This is a genomic window from Pedococcus sp. P2_E2 (assembly GCF_056403955.1).
Genome location: NZ_JBFUEM010000016.1, coordinates 1 through 14,481, shown reverse-complemented (window position 1 = coordinate 14,481; position 14,481 = coordinate 1). Strand labels below are relative to the sequence as shown.

Here is a 14,481-nt window from a genome sequence, read left to right as displayed (position 1 = left end):
GCGTTCGAGTACATGCTCGACCAGCTCGACGCCACCCCGGAGGACTTCGTGCACGTCTCCTCGCACACCCGGTACGACCCGCTGCCCATGCACGACATGGGTTTTCGCAACCTGGTGCTCCTGGACCGCGGCTACGACCCGGTGCCGCCCGGCTACGACCTCACCGTGGTCAAGTCCCTCGACGAGCTCAACACCCTGCTCGGCATCTGAGCGGACCGTACCGGCCCAGATGGGGCAGCCGCCAGACGTTCGTCCACCGACCGATTGAATAGGACAAGGGACCTCACGATGCCTTCCAGCCTCAGCCGAGCGATCGAGAACTTCCCCAACAGGTTCGACCCTGGTGTGCTGGGCGCGCTGCCTGAGCACCTCCAGGAGACCATCCGCCGGCGGAACGAGGTGCTCGGTCCTGGCTACATGCTCATGTACAGGGAGCCGGTCGAGTTCGTCTCCGGTTACGGTGCCCACTTGCTCGACCACGAGGGGCGTGACTATCTCGACGCCTACAACAACGTTCCGTGCGTGGGACACGCCCATCCCCGGGTCGTCGAGGCGGTCTCCCGCCAGATGGCGGCAGTGAACACCAACACTCGCTATGTCCAGGAAGCACTGGTCGACTATGCGGAGCGGCTTCTCGCGACGTTCCCCGAGGAACTGTCACGACTGAGCCTCGCGTGCAGCGGGTCGGAGGCCAACGACCTCGCGATGCGGGTCGCGCGGTTCCACACCGGTGGCGAGGGAGTCATCGTGACGCGCTGGGCCTATCACGGCATCACTCGTGAGGTCTCGAGCTTCTCGCCGACCCTGGGCAAGGGTTCACCGCTGGGGCCGAACGTCCGAGTCATCGATCCTCCTGACCCTCGACTCGTCGCGCCCGGGTCCACGCTGGCCGAGCACATGCGCAACCAGGTACGTAGGGCGGTCGATGACCTCGAGCTCCACGGCTACCGGCTTGCGGCGTTGGTCACCGATTGTGCTTACAGCAGCGACGGAATCTTCACCGACCCGGTCGGCTACATGAAAGGCGTCGTGGAGGAAGTCCATGCGGCTGGTGGCGTCTACATCGCCGACGAGGTGCAGTCAGGATTCGCCCGGCTCGGAGACTCGATGTGGGGCTTCAGCCGCCATGACGTGGTGCCCGACATCGTCACGATGGGCAAGCCGATGGGCAACGGAGTGCCGATCTCGGGTGTGGTGTTCCGCCCCGAGGTCTGCGAGGAGTTCGGCCGAAACGTGCGCTACTTCAACACGTTCGCGGGAAGCTCGATCCCGGTGGCCGCCGCGGCCGCGGTGCTGGACGTCTTCGAGGAGGAGGACGTGCAGCAGCGCGTTCTCGAGAACGGCAAGGTTCTGCGGGACGGGATCGAGGAGATCACGCACGCGTCGCCGCACGTCGCCGAAGTGCGCGGCCGCGGTCTGTACGTTGGTGTGGAGATCGTGAAGGACCACGGGTCGCTGGAGCCGGACCGAGCACGAGCCGAGGACGTCATCAACGACATGCGCGACCGTCGGGTCCTCATCAGCGGCAGCGCCAAGGGGGCGAACGTACTGAAGATCCGTCCTCCCCTGGCCTTCAGCTCCGCCGACGTGGACCGGTTCCTGGAGACCTTCGCCGAGGTGGCGAAAATCCGCCTTTAGCAGGCTGGCAGAAAGGGAATGGCCGTGAACACCTCGTCGACCTCGAGCGCCGCTGAACGGTTGTTCGCCGAAAGCGGCTTGGGGTCCTCTCATGTGCCCATCGACGCCGAGCTGCTGAGCATCCTCCTCGACACGGACTACCACCTCTCCGGTCGACTCCAGCCGCTGGCGACGGAGAAGGACGACACCTTCAGACTCAGGACCGGGTCGACCGACTACCTCGTGAAGGTTTCACCGCCCGACGAGGCACAGGCGGTTGTCGGGTTGCAGACCGCGGCGATGCGGTTTCTCGCAGACGCCGCTGCGGAGCTGCCCGTGCAACGGGTGATGCTGACCATGGACGGACGCGACCACGTCGTGATCGAGAACAACGGCAGGCCTCGAGTCCTGCGGGTGTTCACCTTCGTAGAAGGTGCGGTGTGGGCTCAGGCGGTCCCAGACGGCGAGCAGCTCGCGAAGGTGGGCGAGATGCTCGGGCGAGTCGACGTGGCGCTCGAGCCGTTCGCGCATCCGGCGGAGCGCCGGGGGCTGGTGTGGGACCTACGGCACTTCCATGAGCTGACTGAGCTGGTCGAGCACACGCCGAATGCCGAGCACCGGCAGCTGGCCGAAGAGGTCTTCCGGCTCTTCGACAACGCCGTCGTCCCGAAGCTGGGTGAACTTGAGACGCAGGTGATCCACGGTGACTACAGCCCTTACAACGTGGTGGTGGATGAACAGAGCGACGACTATGTCGCCGGCGTCATCGACTTTGGCGACACCGTGCGCAGTGCCGTGATCTTCGACCCCGCAGTGGCCCTGGCGAACCTGGTCGGCCGGGCGCCGGATCAGCCCTGGCGGGATGCCAGCGCTTTCGTCGCCGGCTACGAAAGGGCGCGGCCGATCAAGGATCGGGAGCTACCGCTGCTGCCCGTTGCCGCGTTGGCACGCCTCACCCTGCGCGCGCTGATCACGAACTGGCGCGCCCAGCGCGTACCAGAACGGCGCGACTACCTTCTGGCCCATGCCAAGGATGACTGGATCAACGTGGAGCGGTCCCTGGCCATACCCCTTGCGGACGTCGTCGCTGACCTCCGGGTCGGCCGTCATGACCAGGTCTGAGCGGCACCGGCCCTCGATCCGGTCGGTCCATCGGCCCGGTATGGTCGTGCGGTGAACGGGAACCCCACCTCACGCGACCACAACAAGGCGTCGGTCCTCGAGGTGGTTCTCGCTCGGGCGCCCTTGACCCGGAACGAGGTCATAGAGCTGACGGGGTTGAGCAAGGCCACGGTGTCCCGAGCGGTGGAGGAGCTGCGGGCGGATGGCCTCGTCGTCAACGGCGGCGTCGATGAAGTGACCGGACGGGGCCGCCGGTCCACCTATCTGGACGTTCCCACCACGACCGGGCACGTTGCCGGAGTCAGCTTCGGCGTGCAGACGACCTGTGCCCTGGTAGCCGACCTGCGGGCCCGCGAGGTCCGACACGTCATCGTGCCCACCGTGGAGCATCACGACGTCAGGAACGCCGCCGCGTGGCTGGTCGACCTCATCGCGGAAGTCAGCGAAACCGCAGGCGGACCCTTGCGCCAGGTCGTCGTGGCGGTGCCCGGGCAGGTACGGACCGGCACCGAGGTTTCGGGTCCAGCGGAGTCGATGGAGTTCCTCGCGGGCCCTGGCCTCCAGCGGTCGCTGGCAGACCTCGTCAACGCCCCGGTGCTCCTCGACAGTGACGCCAACGCATCCCTGCTCGGACTGCTCACCGATGACGCCACTGTCAGCAACGCCGCGCTGTTCAGTCTGAGCAGCATCCTCAACTTCGCCAGCTGCACAGACCAAGAACTGGTCCGGGGGCGTACGAAGGCCTTCGGCGACATCGGCGTGCTCGTCTCCGGGGTCGACAACGAGCCCCTGGACGCGCTGATGAGCACCGGGGGACTTCTTCGGTTTGCTCGACGGCGCGGACTGCACCTCCAGCGCATCGAAGATCTGTGGCTCGAGCCGCAGGACGAGGTGCTGCGTGCCGAGGTGCTGGACGCGTTGACGACTGCAGTCACCGCCGCGGTCAGCGCGGTCGCCGTCACGCTGGACCCGGAGTCGGTCTACTTCGTGGGTCGACTGCGGCCCCTGGTCGACGAAGTCCTCCCCCAGGTGCGGAGCCGGCTGGCCAAGAACCTCGCGGCGGTCCCAGAGGTCACCGTCGCCGCCCAGGTGATCGGTCTGTCGGTGGCTCGAGGAGCCATGTACGCGTGTCTCAGGTTGGCGCGCGACCGCCTACGGGACGCGGTGCTTGAGGCGCGCCGCCAAGGCCAGTCCCCGGAGCCGTCCGCGCCAGCTTTCTGACCAGGTCGTGGCGGCGGCCGAGGACCGGGAGAAGGCTCCGGCCGTCACACCGCGGTCGTAGAGGTGCCCAGCATCCTAGCTCTGGCGACCCACGGGTTTGGTGTTGATCGCCAGGTACTTCGTCTCGAGGTACTCCTCGATGCCCTCCGGGCCGCCCTCGCGACCCATGCCCGAATGCTTGATGCCACCGAAGGGTGCGGCCACGTTCGAGACGACTCCCTGGTTGATGCCGACCATGCCGGTCTCAAGCCGGTCGGCTACGCCAAGGGCGCGGTCGATGTTCTCGGTGAACACGTAGGCCGCCAGCCCGAACGGCGTGTCGTTGGCAAGGGCAACCGCCTCGTCCTCGGTCTTGAACCTGACGATCGGCGCGACGGGCCCGAACACCTCCTGCGAGAGGATCCGCGCCGTGGGCGCCACGTTGTCGAGGACCGTGGCAGGGAAGAAGTAGCCGGGATCGCTCGGCGCCTCTCCCCCGACGAGCACGGTCGCGCCCGAGGCGACCGCGTCGGCGACGAGTTCGGTGCACTTGGCCACGGCGCGGTCGTCGATGAGGGGGCCGAGGCCGACGCCGGGCTGGCTGCCGGGGCCCATCCGCACAGCCGACACCGCCTTGGTGAAGGCCGCCACGAAGGCGTCGGCAATCCTCTCCTGGACAAGGATGCGGTTGGCTGCGACGCAGGACTGGCCCCCGTTGCGCAGCTTGGCGATGACGGCGCCCTCGACAGCACGCTGGAGGTCTGCGTCGTCGAGGACGATCAACGGCGCGTTCCCGCCCAGCTCCATCGAGGTGCGCACGAGCTGCGGCGCGCTCTGCTCGACGAGGATCTGCCCGACAGCTGTCGAGCCGGTGAATGACACCTTGCGCAGCCTGGCGTCGGCCATGAGCGTGCCACAGACTGCCGCGGGGTCGGTGGTCGTGATGACGTTCACCACGCCAGCCGGCACGCCGGCCTCACGCATGAGCCGGGCGGCGAACAGGCTGGCGAGCGGCGTGAGCTCGGCAGGCTTGAGCACCACGGTGCATCCGGCGGCCAGCGCCGGGGCGATCTTGCGGGCCGCCATCGCCAACGGAAAGTTCCACGGTGTGATCAGCAGGCAGGGTCCGACCGGTTTCGGCCCGGTGACGATCCGCGACCGGCCGTCAGGGCTGGTGGTGTGGCGGCCGTTGAGCCGCACCGCCTCCTCGGCATACCAACGGATGTAGTCGGCGGCATACTCGACCTCGCCGCGCGACTCAGCCAAGGGCCTGCCCATCTCGAGGGTGATCACCTTGGCGAGGTCGTCGGCCCGCTCCATGATCGCCTCGTACCAGCGACGCAGGATGTCCCCGCGCTCGCGCGGGGACAGCGCGGCCCACCCCGGGGCGGCGTCCACGGCCGCGTCCAGGGCGGCCACCCCATCGGCCGCCGACGCATCGGCCACCCTGAGCAGCTCCTCGCGGGTCGCGGGATCCTCGACGACGAAGCTGGCGCCACCCTCGGCGGACCGCCAGTCGCCGATCAGCAGGTCGGTGGGGACCTGCGCGAGAACGGCAGCCCGCTGGTCCGGGGTGATGGTGGGGGCGTCCAGAACGGTCATCGAAGGTGTTCCTGTCTTGGGTGTTCCGCAGAAGGAGAGGGGTGCTTGCGCTGCTGTCACTGTGGGCCGTCGTAGGACGCGAGTGCGCCGTCGATCGCGTCGACGATCTGGGCCACGTCGTCGTCGGTACAGACGAAGGGCGGGCAGATCTGGAGGGTGTTGTCGTGGATCGTCCTGATCAGGACGCCCGACTCGACACAGGCGTCGATGATCGCGTCGCCGTCGACGTCGGCGCGCAGCTGGACCCCCGCCAGAAAACCGGCGCCGGCGCGCACGTCGACGACGAGCTCGCTGTCGCGCAGCGGCTTGACCATCCGCTCCAGGACCGCCTCCAGCCTGCCGGCCTGCGCCACGAGTGACTCCTCGGCCAGCACATCGAGGTTCGCCAGCGCCACGGCACAGGCGGTGGCGTGCCCGGAGTAGGTGAGTCCGTGCCGGAAGATCGGCGCGTCCGGCCCGGTGAAGAACCGGTCCGCCACTCGAGGTGCGACCAGGACACCGCCCAGCGGTGCATAGCCAGAGGTGATGCCCTTGGCCATCGTCACCAGGTCCGGCTCGATGCCCCAGCGCTGTGCGGCGAACATGTGCCCCGTCCTGCCGAAGCCCGTGATGACCTCGTCGGCGATGAGCAGCAGGTCGTGCTCACGACACAGTGCCTCCAGACCTTCGAGATACCCGTCCGCGGGCCCGATCACTCCCCCGGTCCCGATGACCGGCTCGGCGATGATCGCGGCGATGTTGTCGGGACCCAGCTGCTGGATCGTGCGGCTCACGTCGTCGAGGTCGTTCGTCGCTATCCGGGCGGTTTCGGGCACCAGCGAGTCGGTTCCGTAGCCCTCGCGGTTGTAGGTGAGACCGGCCACGCTGGTCCCGAACGCATGCAGGCCGTGGTAGGCGTTGTGGCGGCTGAGGATCAGCTTCTTGCCGGGTCGTCCTTCCAGCTGCCAGTGGCGCCGAGCCAGCTTGCAGGCGAGGTCCACGGAGTCCGAACCGCCGCTGGTCAGCATCACCTTGGCGCCGGTCATCGGCGCCTCGGCCGCGAGCCGGTCCGCCAGCACCAGGGCCGGTTCGTTCGCCGTCCGTCCAAACGTGTGGTACGTCTCCAGCTTCACCATCTGGTCGTATGCCGCGCGGGCCAGCCGCTCCCGACCGTGACCGATGTTGGCGTGCCACAGACTCGAGGTCGCGTCGATCAGCCGGTCACCGTTCGAGGTCTCGACCCACACTCCCTGACCTCGGGTGACGACCATCCGCCGCATGCCCGCCGTGGGCATGTGGGCCTGGGGGTTCCAGTAGGCGGCGCCGCGAGACGTGGGTGAGGCCATGGCAAAACTGTAGAACAGTTGAACTGTGCTGCACAAGACCCTGGGCTTCCTTTATGCTGGCTTCATGTCAGCGCTCGAGGGTCTCGTGATCCAGCGACAGACCACTGCCCAGCAAGTGGCTGACGGTCTCGCCTCGCGGATCCTCAGCGGCGCGTTCGGCGCCGGCGACCGGCTGCGGGAGAGCGCTGTGGCGACAGAGCTCGGCGTCGCTCGCAACACGGTGCGCGAAGCCGTCCGGATACTGGAGCTGAGCGGACTCGTACGCCACGAGGTCAACCGCGGCGCCGTGGTCATCTCGCCCACTCCCGAGAAGGTCGAGGCGTTGTATGCCGCGCGCGAGCGACTCGAGACGGCGGCGGCGGCGCGGCCTGTCAGCCCCGAACACCTGGCCAGGCTGCGGAGCGCCTACGAGCGGCTCGAGCAGGCTGCCTCGACCCACGAGGCCGGGTCGATCGTCGACGTGGACCTCGACTTCCACTCCGCCATCGTCGCCATGCTGGATAGCAGTAGGCTCGACGCGTTCTACGCGGAGCTCATGGTCGAGCTGCGCTTCTACCTGGTGGTGCTGTCCGTCGAGGACCGCGAGTTCGAGCGTCCCGAAGACCTGCTGGTTGAGCACAAGGACATCCTCACCGCCATCGAGTCGGGCGACCGCGATGCTGCCGTGGACGCGGTCCGCTCCCACATCGTCCGCAACGGGTCACGGGTGGCGCAGATCGTCGCCGCCCAGGGCGACGGCCCCAGAGTCCCTGGAGCCGTCGCCCCCGGCCGGTGAGGGCCAGCTCGACGTCCTGCCGATGACGGCCGGCGTCCCTCTGGTCAGACCAGCACCTTCTCCAGGAACTTCTGCGTTCGGGGCTCCTGGGGGTTGCCCAAGAGCTCGGCGGGTGGCCCCTGTTCCACGACCAGTCCGCCGTCCATGAACATCACCGTGTCGGCGACCTCCTTGGCGAAGCCCATCTCGTGAGTCGCGACCATCATGGTCATCCCGCGCTTCGCCAGGTCCTTCATGACCGCGAGCACCTCCCCGACCCGCTCGGGGTCCAGCGCACTGGTGGGCTCGTCGAACAGCATCACTTGGGGGTCCATCGCCAGGGCTCGAGCGATCGCCACCCGTTGCTGCTGACCACCGGACATCTGCCACGGATAGTGGTCGCCATGCCCCTCGAGCCCGACGCTGGCGAGCAGGGTCTCCGCTCGTAGCCGCGCCTCGCCCTTCGGCTGACGCTTCACCAGCACCGGCCCGGACATCACGTTCTCCCGGGCGGTCAGGTTCGGGAACAGGTTGAACTGCTGGAACACCATCCCGATCCGCGTCCGTTGAGCAGCGAGCTCCTTGCGGCTCAGCGCATGGTAGGCGTCCTGACCCTCGCGGAAGCCGACATCCTCGCCGTTGACGCGCAGAATCCCGCGGTCGATCTCCTCCAGCCCGTCGACGCACCGCAGCAGCGTCGACTTGCCCGACCCGCTGGGTCCGATCAGACAGACGATCTCGCCGCACGCCACGTCGAGGTCGATCCGGTCCAGCACCACCCGGTCGCCGAAGCTCTTCCGGAGGCTGCGGGCGTACACGGTGCCCACGCCGTCGGCCCCGACGTGGGTCACGTCGTGGGTCGCGTCGTGCGTCACGTCGTTGGTCATGTCGTTTGTCATGCCGCTCATCTCGCCTCACTGCCCAGGGTCGCGTCCAACGGGATCGGCGTCTGTCCGGCGCCCGTGGCGACGCGGGACTTGGAGCGGGAGTACTTCTTCTCGATCAGGGACTGTGGGTAGCTCAGCGCCAGAGTCATGAGCAAGTACCACAAGCAGGCCACGATCAGCAGCGGGATGGTCTGGTAGGTCCGGGCGTAGATCAGCTGGACGCTTTGCAGCAGCTCGGCCACGCCCAGGACGCTGACCAGCGAGGTCTCCTTGAACATCCCGATCACCTGGTTGCCCACCGCCGGGATCACGGTTGGCATCGACTGCGGGATGATGATCCGCCACAGCTTGGTCCGACCGCTCATGCCCAGGGAGTCGGCCGCCTCGAGCTGGCCCTTGTCCACCGAGGCGAACCCGCCGCGGATGATCTCGGCCAGGTAGGCGGCCACGTTGAGTGACAGGCCGACGATGGCGGCCGTGGTGGCGCTCATCAACGCGTTGACATCGACTGCCTGCGAGACGTGGGTGAACGGGATCGCGATCCTGAGGTTCGGGTAGAGCGCGGCGATGTTGAACCAGAAGACGAGCTGGACCAGCACCGGCGTGCCGCGGAAGAACGTAATGTAACCCGACGCGAGCAGCATCACCGGCCGCACCTTCGACACCCGCAGGATGGCGATGACCAGCCCCAGGATGGTGCCGAAGAACATCGTCAGCCCGGTCAGCACCAGGGTCAGGACCAGGCCCTTGAGCACGGTGGGTGCCGTGAAGTACTGGGCCACGACCCCCCACTGGTAGTTCTTGTTGGTGGCCAGCGTGAAGGCCACCGCGACCGCCACCAGCACGCAGACCATCCAGGCGGCATACTCCACGACTCCTCGGCGGTGCAGCCGCCGTTTCTCGGTGGCCGGCACCAGGCCCACCTCCTCCGTCGGCGCGAGATCGATGGTCGACGCCATGGCGTTACTTCAACAGCTCAGAGCTGGCGATGGCCCCGGATCCCAGGCCCCACTTCTCCAGCGTGGCCTTGTACGCCGGCCCAGCCATCAGCGACTCCATGGCGGCGTGCAGAGCCGGGGCCAGGCCTGAGGTCTTGGCCGTTCCCAGCGCGACGATGTTGTTGCCGACCTTCTTCTTGTACTGCTGCGGGAACAGCTCGAACGACTGCGGCTGCTGCTTGGCCGCCCACGCCAGCGGCGCGGTGTCGTAGAAGACTCCATCGACGCGCTTGGACGACAGCTGCGTCAACGCGGCCTGGACGTTCGGCAGGACCACAGCCTGGGCTGCCGGCTTGCCCTGCGCCTGACAGTCGCCCGAGATCTGCGGCAGGTACTTCTCCGCCTGGGTGGCCCCGGTCAACACCGCGATCTTGTGCCCGCACAGGGTCATCTGGTCGGTGATGCTCAGCTCGAGAGGGTTTCCCTTGCTGGTCACGAGCGAGCTTCCGGCCGACCAGTAGGTGACCATGTCCAGCACCTGGAGCCGCTCAGGCGTGGGGCTCATGTTCGTCGCCGTGAAGTCGAAACGACCGGCGGACAGGCCCGGGACCACAGTGTCGAAGGGGACGTTATTGATCTCCAGCTTCAGTCCGAGCTTCTTCGCCAGCATCGTGGCGATCTCGACGTTGTAGCCGATCGGCGTCGTGTTGTCGGTGTCCAGGAACGAGGTCGGCGCGTTGTGCAGGTCCGCGGCCATCGAGATCGTGCCGCGTGCCTTCACCGCCTCCGGCAACAGGTCGACCGCGGCCGGGTCGGCCTTGACCTGCGACACGACATCCGAGGCGGGTCCTCCCGCGGCGCCCTTCGCATCTGCCTTTCCGGTGGCACCGCACGCGGCCAACGAGATCAGAAGCGCCGGGCCAGCCGTCGCGAGCACCAGACGTTGCCTCAAGTTCATGGTCGTTCCCTTTCAGTTGAGATGTGTAGTCGGCGCACCATGCAAGCAGATGTGCCGTCAACTGTCGACAATTGACGGTCCGAGATCACCTGATGGACGTTTCGGAGTGGACGGCAGGCGACAAGCGCACGCTGCCGGGGGTGCGAAACTTCGGGCTTCGTGCCGAACAGGGCTCAGCTCAGAAGGCGGTGTACCCGCCGTCGACAGGCAGGACAGCTCCGGTGATGTAGGACGACTCCGACGAGGCGAGGAAGAGGATCGCGTCGGCGATCTCTTCGGGGGTCGCGAGGCGCTGGAGCGGGATCTGGGCCGCGCGCTCGCTCCGGTAGGCCTCGGGGTCAGGGCGGCGTTGGAACGACGCCTCGATGACCGGGGTGGCGGTCAGGCCCGGAGCGACGACGTTGACCCGGATGTTGCGCGGGGCCCATTCGATCGCCGCGCCCTTGGCGAGCATGATCAGCCCGCCCTTGGCGGCCGAGTACAGGACTTCCTCGGGCTTGCCGACCATGCCGAGCCGTGAACCGACGCAGACGAACGAACCTCCCGACGCCGGCATCAGCGGCGCGAAGTGCTTCAGCACCAGAAAGGCGCTGAGCAGGTTGCTGTGCAGGACGTTCTTGGCGTCCTCGTAGGCCATCTCCGTGAGCGGACTGCTGACCTGCAGGCCGTGGTTGAGGACCACGACGTCGACGGTGCCGAGGGACTCGGCGGCCTGGCGCGCCAGGTCCTCCACGAACGCCTCGTCATTGAGGTCCCCAGGGACGTACAGGTCGTCGGGATGAGCGCTGTCGAGTCGCTCCCTTCGACCGGTGAGGAGCAACCGCGCGCCCTCCCGTCGGAACCGTGCGCCCACCGCCTCGCCGATACCGCTGCTGGCGCCGGTCACCAGCGCCGTGGTCTTCTCAAGTCTCATGTCGCGCACTCCTTGCAGAACAGTTCGGTGGTTGTCGGGTCGGGGATGCGGACCAGGCGCCGAGCGGACTCAGCTGAGGAACCCGCGGGCGTCGACCGGCCATCGCTCCAGCAAAGTCCCCGCGCTGTTAGTGACGATCAGCTCCTCGAAGTTGGTCACCACCGGGCAGACGTGGTTGGGCACCACCGGGACGACGCTCCCGACGCTGGGCCGGGACTCGTCGGCTGGCACCGCCAGGAACCCGTGGTACTCGTTCAGCTTGGCCAGGAGCGCCTTGCTCCCAGCGACTGCCCCGTAGCCGCGCTCGAGGCTGCCTTCGCGGCCCAGGGCCTTGGTGCCCACATCGAGGATGACCTGGTCGGGGACCCAGTCGCTGACCACGGTGGCCGCGACGAACAAGGCGATCTGGTCGGGGCTGCAGGCGCCGAGCCGGGTGTTGTTCATGTCGCAGAAGACGTACTCCCCGGGACGAATCTCGGTGATCAGGCTGCTGGTGGAGAACTCAACCGTGGGTGTGGAGCCGGCGCTGACCACGTCCGCGGTCAGCCCGACGTTGGCGAGGCTGCGCACCGCGGTGGCGAGCGCGGAGTGCTGGTCGTGCGCCGCGCGCTCGCGGGCGTCCGGACTGGAGCTGCCGTGTCCCGGGTACGTGAAGACGCCTACCGGGACCAGGCCGCGGTTGCGGGCGGCGAGCGCAAGGTCGCCCGCACGGTCCGGCGGCGCTCCGGATCGACGGGCGCCGCAGTCCACTTCGACCACGACCTCCAACCGGTCCGGTTCGTCACCCATCGAGTCGGCGAGAGCCTCGATCGCGGCGATGTTGTCCACCCCGACCCGCAGCCAGGTCTTCTGGGCGAGCTCGTGGATCCGCCTCTTCTTTGTTCCCGCGGGCCAGACCGGGTACGCCAGGAAGATGTCGTCGAAGCCGGCCTTGGCGAACACCTCGGCTTCACCGACATTGCCTGCGGTGACCCCGACGGCCCCCGCCGTCACCTGGCGACGGCCGATCTCCACGCACTTGTGGGTCTTGACGTGGGGCCTGACGTCGAGGTCGTGCTCGGCGGCGAAGGCCTGCATCCGGTCGATGTTCCGCTGCATCACGTCGACCACCACGATCGGTGCGGGGGTGTCGATGCGCCCGACCAGCGCATCGAGGACTCGTGGGAGGTGGTTCACGCTCCACGCCTCGCCGTGCAGACCATCTGGATCTCGACCGGGCTGTTCAGCGGGAGGCTGGCGACACCGATGGCCGTACGAGCGTGCCGCCCGTTCTCACCGAGCAGGTCGATGAGCAGCTCACTGGCAGCGTCGGCGACCTTCGACTGGTCACCGAACTCGGGCGTGCTCGCCACGAAGACCAGCATCTGCACGATCCGGACCTGCTCCAGACCGCCCACCGCATCTGCGGCGACGGCGAGCGCGTTGAGGGCGGCGTGACGCGCCAGCCCGCGTCCGGTCGCGAGGTCGACGTCCCGACCCAGGACGCCCTGGCCCAGGAGCCAGCCGTTGCTGTACGGCAGCTGACCGGCGACATACACGATGGAGTCGACGGTTCGGTGGTTCTCGTACTTCGAGCTCTCACGGATGGCTGGTAGATCCAGCCCCAGAGCCCGAAGCCGCTCCGTGGCATAACCGCTCGGAACATCAGTACTGGTCATTCTCTCTCAACTCTCTCCTCATCAGTTCCCGTCGTCGAGGTCGGCAGCTGGATGTCGGTCAGGGGCGAGCGTCGAACGCTCAGAGGTGCTTGCTGGCCCGCCTCTGCAAGGTCCTGCGGATGCGGTCCCAGCGCAGACGCGAAGTGCTGTGCCAGCTCCCGCCGGAACACGTCCGTGTCGCCCTGCAGCGCGACCGCAGCCAGCCGCTCGTGCTCCTCGGCGATGTCATGCAGGTCGCTGTAGGAGCGATGGTCGACCGAGAGGTACAGGCGCAGCTTGGTCTCCCATCCGTTCCAGAGGTCGCGCAGGACGCGGTGCCCCGAGAGGTCGTAGAAGAGCCGGTGGAACTGAAGATGCGCATCGATGCTGGCCGGGATGTCGTTGGTCTCCGTTGCCCGATGAAGGTCCGCGATCGTGCCAGCCAGGCTCGCCCGCTCCGGGCCACGCAATGCTTCGAGAGCCAGCTCCCCGGCATACGGCTCGACGAGCAACCGGATCGAGGCGATCTCGGCGATCTCCTGGGCACTCACCTCCACCACGAACGCCCCGCGGAAGGGGATCTTCACGACCAGGCGCTCCTCCTCGAGCCTGGTCAGTGCCTCGCGGAGTGGCGACCGGCTGATCCCGAGGTCCGTCGCGATGTCTCGCTCGCGCAGCTGCCCACCGGGAGGCACGGTCCCATCGAGAATGGCTGCCCGCAGCACTCGGTACACGCCTTCGGGCGTGGTCGTGCGCTCCAGCCCGTCGAACTTCGCGTCCATCGGTCAGGGACGCGGCAGGCCGAAGAGGACGGGCAGGTCGGAGATGTCGGTGATCCGCTCGTAGCCGAGCCAGTGCTCGTCCTCCTCGAAGCCGCGGTCGACATACACCTTGCGCTCGATGCCCATGACGGCCGCCGAGCGGTGGTCGTACATCGGGCTCGCGGAGACGTGGACGAGCTCGTCGGGCGTCACATCGAGCTTGTCGAACAGGTACTCGAACGCAGCGAGCCGGGGCTTGTAGACGCCCATCTCCTCGGCGCTGATCACGCGTTTGAACGGGGCCTTGAGGTTCTCGGCGAGGCGCTCGGCGTGCGCGGTGTCGCTGTTCGTGATGATCACCAGCGGGACCGCCTCGGCCAGGCGGTTCAGTGCCTCGGTGACGCCGGGGTACGGGCCCCAGGTGGGGACGATGTCGTAGACCGCGCGCGCGTCGTCCTCGCGGTACTCGAACCCGACCCATCGTGAGGCGCGTTCCATCGAGTTGGCGACGATCTGGTGGAACGGCTTGTAGTCGCCCATGCACTCGTCGATGCGGTACGCCTTGCAGATCCGCAGATACTCGTCGGCGATCTCGGCCGGGAGCCGGTCACCGAGGACCTGCCGCATCGCGTCGTTGATGGCGAACTTGATCAGCGTTCCGTTCATGTCGAACGTCACGAACCTGGGCTTGGTCTCGAATCCCACGATTCCTCCTGGAGCTGAGTTTCAGAACGGCCCGCTGCCACTCTGGTCGATTGTCGACCATA

General features: G+C 67.5%; 14 protein-coding genes and 1 pseudogene. 5 read left to right on the top strand and 10 right to left on the bottom strand.

Annotation, left to right across the window (positions count from 1 at the left end):
* The 4 genes and pseudogenes from AC1DWR_RS19745 to AC1DWR_RS19730 form a co-directional block, all read left to right on the top strand.
* A pseudogene (locus AC1DWR_RS19745) lies at nt 1–210 on the top strand (haloacid dehalogenase type II); the annotation flags it as partial.
* A gap of 78 nt (nt 211–288) precedes the next feature.
* Nucleotides 289–1,638 (top strand): aspartate aminotransferase family protein, encoded by a 1,350-nt coding sequence (locus AC1DWR_RS19740; protein ID WP_477616091.1) that lies wholly within the window; start codon nt 289–291, stop codon nt 1,636–1,638.
* Nucleotides 1,639–1,662: 24 nt separating this feature from the next.
* Entirely contained in the window at nt 1,663–2,739 is a 1,077-nt protein-coding gene (locus AC1DWR_RS19735; RefSeq protein WP_477616090.1) for a phosphotransferase, read from the top strand.
* A 51-nt stretch (nt 2,740–2,790) separates the two neighbouring features.
* A complete protein-coding gene (locus tag AC1DWR_RS19730) occupies nt 2,791–3,960 on the top strand; it encodes an ROK family transcriptional regulator (RefSeq protein ID WP_477616089.1) in 1,170 nt (389 codons plus the stop codon).
* 75 nt (nt 3,961–4,035) lie between these two features.
* On the opposite strand, the gene AC1DWR_RS19725 is transcribed toward AC1DWR_RS19730, so the two are convergent.
* Nucleotides 4,036–5,541 carry an NAD-dependent succinate-semialdehyde dehydrogenase gene (locus AC1DWR_RS19725; protein WP_477616088.1) on the bottom strand — a complete coding sequence of 502 codons (1,506 nt, stop codon included), beginning with the start codon at nt 5,539–5,541 and terminating at the stop codon, nt 4,036–4,038.
* 56 nt (nt 5,542–5,597) lie between these two features.
* Nucleotides 5,598–6,866: an aminotransferase family protein gene (locus tag AC1DWR_RS19720; RefSeq protein ID WP_477616087.1), complete on the bottom strand. Its 1,269-nt coding sequence runs from the start codon at nt 6,864–6,866 to the stop codon at nt 5,598–5,600.
* A 64-nt stretch (nt 6,867–6,930) separates the two neighbouring features.
* Between AC1DWR_RS19720 and AC1DWR_RS19715 the strand changes: the two genes are divergently transcribed.
* Entirely contained in the window at nt 6,931–7,641 is a 711-nt protein-coding gene (locus tag AC1DWR_RS19715) for a GntR family transcriptional regulator (protein ID WP_477616086.1), read from the top strand.
* Between the two features lie 44 nt (nt 7,642–7,685).
* On the opposite strand, the gene AC1DWR_RS19710 is transcribed toward AC1DWR_RS19715, so the two are convergent.
* From AC1DWR_RS19710 to AC1DWR_RS19675, 8 genes are all read right to left on the bottom strand, one after another.
* Nucleotides 7,686–8,519, bottom strand: coding sequence for an amino acid ABC transporter ATP-binding protein (locus tag AC1DWR_RS19710; RefSeq protein WP_477625026.1), 834 nt, complete (start codon nt 8,517–8,519; stop codon nt 7,686–7,688).
* A 5-nt stretch (nt 8,520–8,524) separates the two neighbouring features.
* Complete coding sequence (locus AC1DWR_RS19705; protein ID WP_477616084.1) at nt 8,525–9,466, bottom strand: amino acid ABC transporter permease; 942 nt, start codon at nt 9,464–9,466, stop codon at nt 8,525–8,527.
* A gap of 4 nt (nt 9,467–9,470) precedes the next feature.
* Nucleotides 9,471–10,403 (bottom strand): ABC transporter substrate-binding protein, encoded by a 933-nt coding sequence (locus tag AC1DWR_RS19700; protein ID WP_477616083.1) that lies wholly within the window; start codon nt 10,401–10,403, stop codon nt 9,471–9,473.
* Nucleotides 10,404–10,581: 178 nt separating this feature from the next.
* Nucleotides 10,582–11,316 (bottom strand): SDR family NAD(P)-dependent oxidoreductase, encoded by a 735-nt coding sequence (locus tag AC1DWR_RS19695; protein WP_477616082.1) that lies wholly within the window; start codon nt 11,314–11,316, stop codon nt 10,582–10,584.
* A gap of 69 nt (nt 11,317–11,385) precedes the next feature.
* Entirely contained in the window at nt 11,386–12,492 is a 1,107-nt protein-coding gene (locus tag AC1DWR_RS19690) for an alanine racemase (protein ID WP_477616081.1), read from the bottom strand.
* A complete protein-coding gene (locus AC1DWR_RS19685; protein WP_477616080.1) occupies nt 12,489–12,974 on the bottom strand; it encodes a RidA family protein in 486 nt (161 codons plus the stop codon). The genes AC1DWR_RS19690 and AC1DWR_RS19685 overlap by 4 nt, the downstream gene beginning before the upstream one ends.
* Nucleotides 12,971–13,735, bottom strand: a complete 765-nt coding sequence (locus tag AC1DWR_RS19680; protein ID WP_477616079.1) for a GntR family transcriptional regulator — start codon at nt 13,733–13,735, stop codon at nt 12,971–12,973. The genes AC1DWR_RS19685 and AC1DWR_RS19680 overlap by 4 nt, the downstream gene beginning before the upstream one ends.
* 3 nt (nt 13,736–13,738) lie before the next feature.
* Nucleotides 13,739–14,419 (bottom strand): haloacid dehalogenase type II, encoded by a 681-nt coding sequence (locus tag AC1DWR_RS19675; protein ID WP_477625025.1) that lies wholly within the window; start codon nt 14,417–14,419, stop codon nt 13,739–13,741.
* Nucleotides 14,420–14,481: the final 62 nt, after the last annotated feature.

Bases quoted from the DNA above. Each gene is read 5' to 3' on its own strand.
- AC1DWR_RS19740 (WP_477616091.1), top strand. From the start codon at position 289: ATGCCTTCCAGCCTCAGCCGAGCGATCGAGAACTTCCCCAACAGGTTC.
- AC1DWR_RS19725 (WP_477616088.1), bottom strand. From the start codon at position 5,541: ATGACCGTTCTGGACGCCCCCACCATCACCCCGGACCAGCGGGCTGCC.
- AC1DWR_RS19720 (WP_477616087.1), bottom strand. From the start codon at position 6,866: ATGGCCTCACCCACGTCTCGCGGCGCCGCCTACTGGAACCCCCAGGCC.
- AC1DWR_RS19715 (WP_477616086.1), top strand. From the start codon at position 6,931: ATGTCAGCGCTCGAGGGTCTCGTGATCCAGCGACAGACCACTGCCCAG.
- AC1DWR_RS19710 (WP_477625026.1), bottom strand. From the start codon at position 8,519: ATGACAAACGACATGACCAACGACGTGACGCACGACGCGACCCACGAC.
- AC1DWR_RS19705 (WP_477616084.1), bottom strand. From the start codon at position 9,466: ATGGCGTCGACCATCGATCTCGCGCCGACGGAGGAGGTGGGCCTGGTG.
- AC1DWR_RS19700 (WP_477616083.1), bottom strand. From the start codon at position 10,403: ATGAACTTGAGGCAACGTCTGGTGCTCGCGACGGCTGGCCCGGCGCTT.
- AC1DWR_RS19695 (WP_477616082.1), bottom strand. From the start codon at position 11,316: ATGAGACTTGAGAAGACCACGGCGCTGGTGACCGGCGCCAGCAGCGGT.
- AC1DWR_RS19685 (WP_477616080.1), bottom strand. From the start codon at position 12,974: ATGACCAGTACTGATGTTCCGAGCGGTTATGCCACGGAGCGGCTTCGG.
- AC1DWR_RS19680 (WP_477616079.1), bottom strand. From the start codon at position 13,735: ATGGACGCGAAGTTCGACGGGCTGGAGCGCACGACCACGCCCGAAGGC.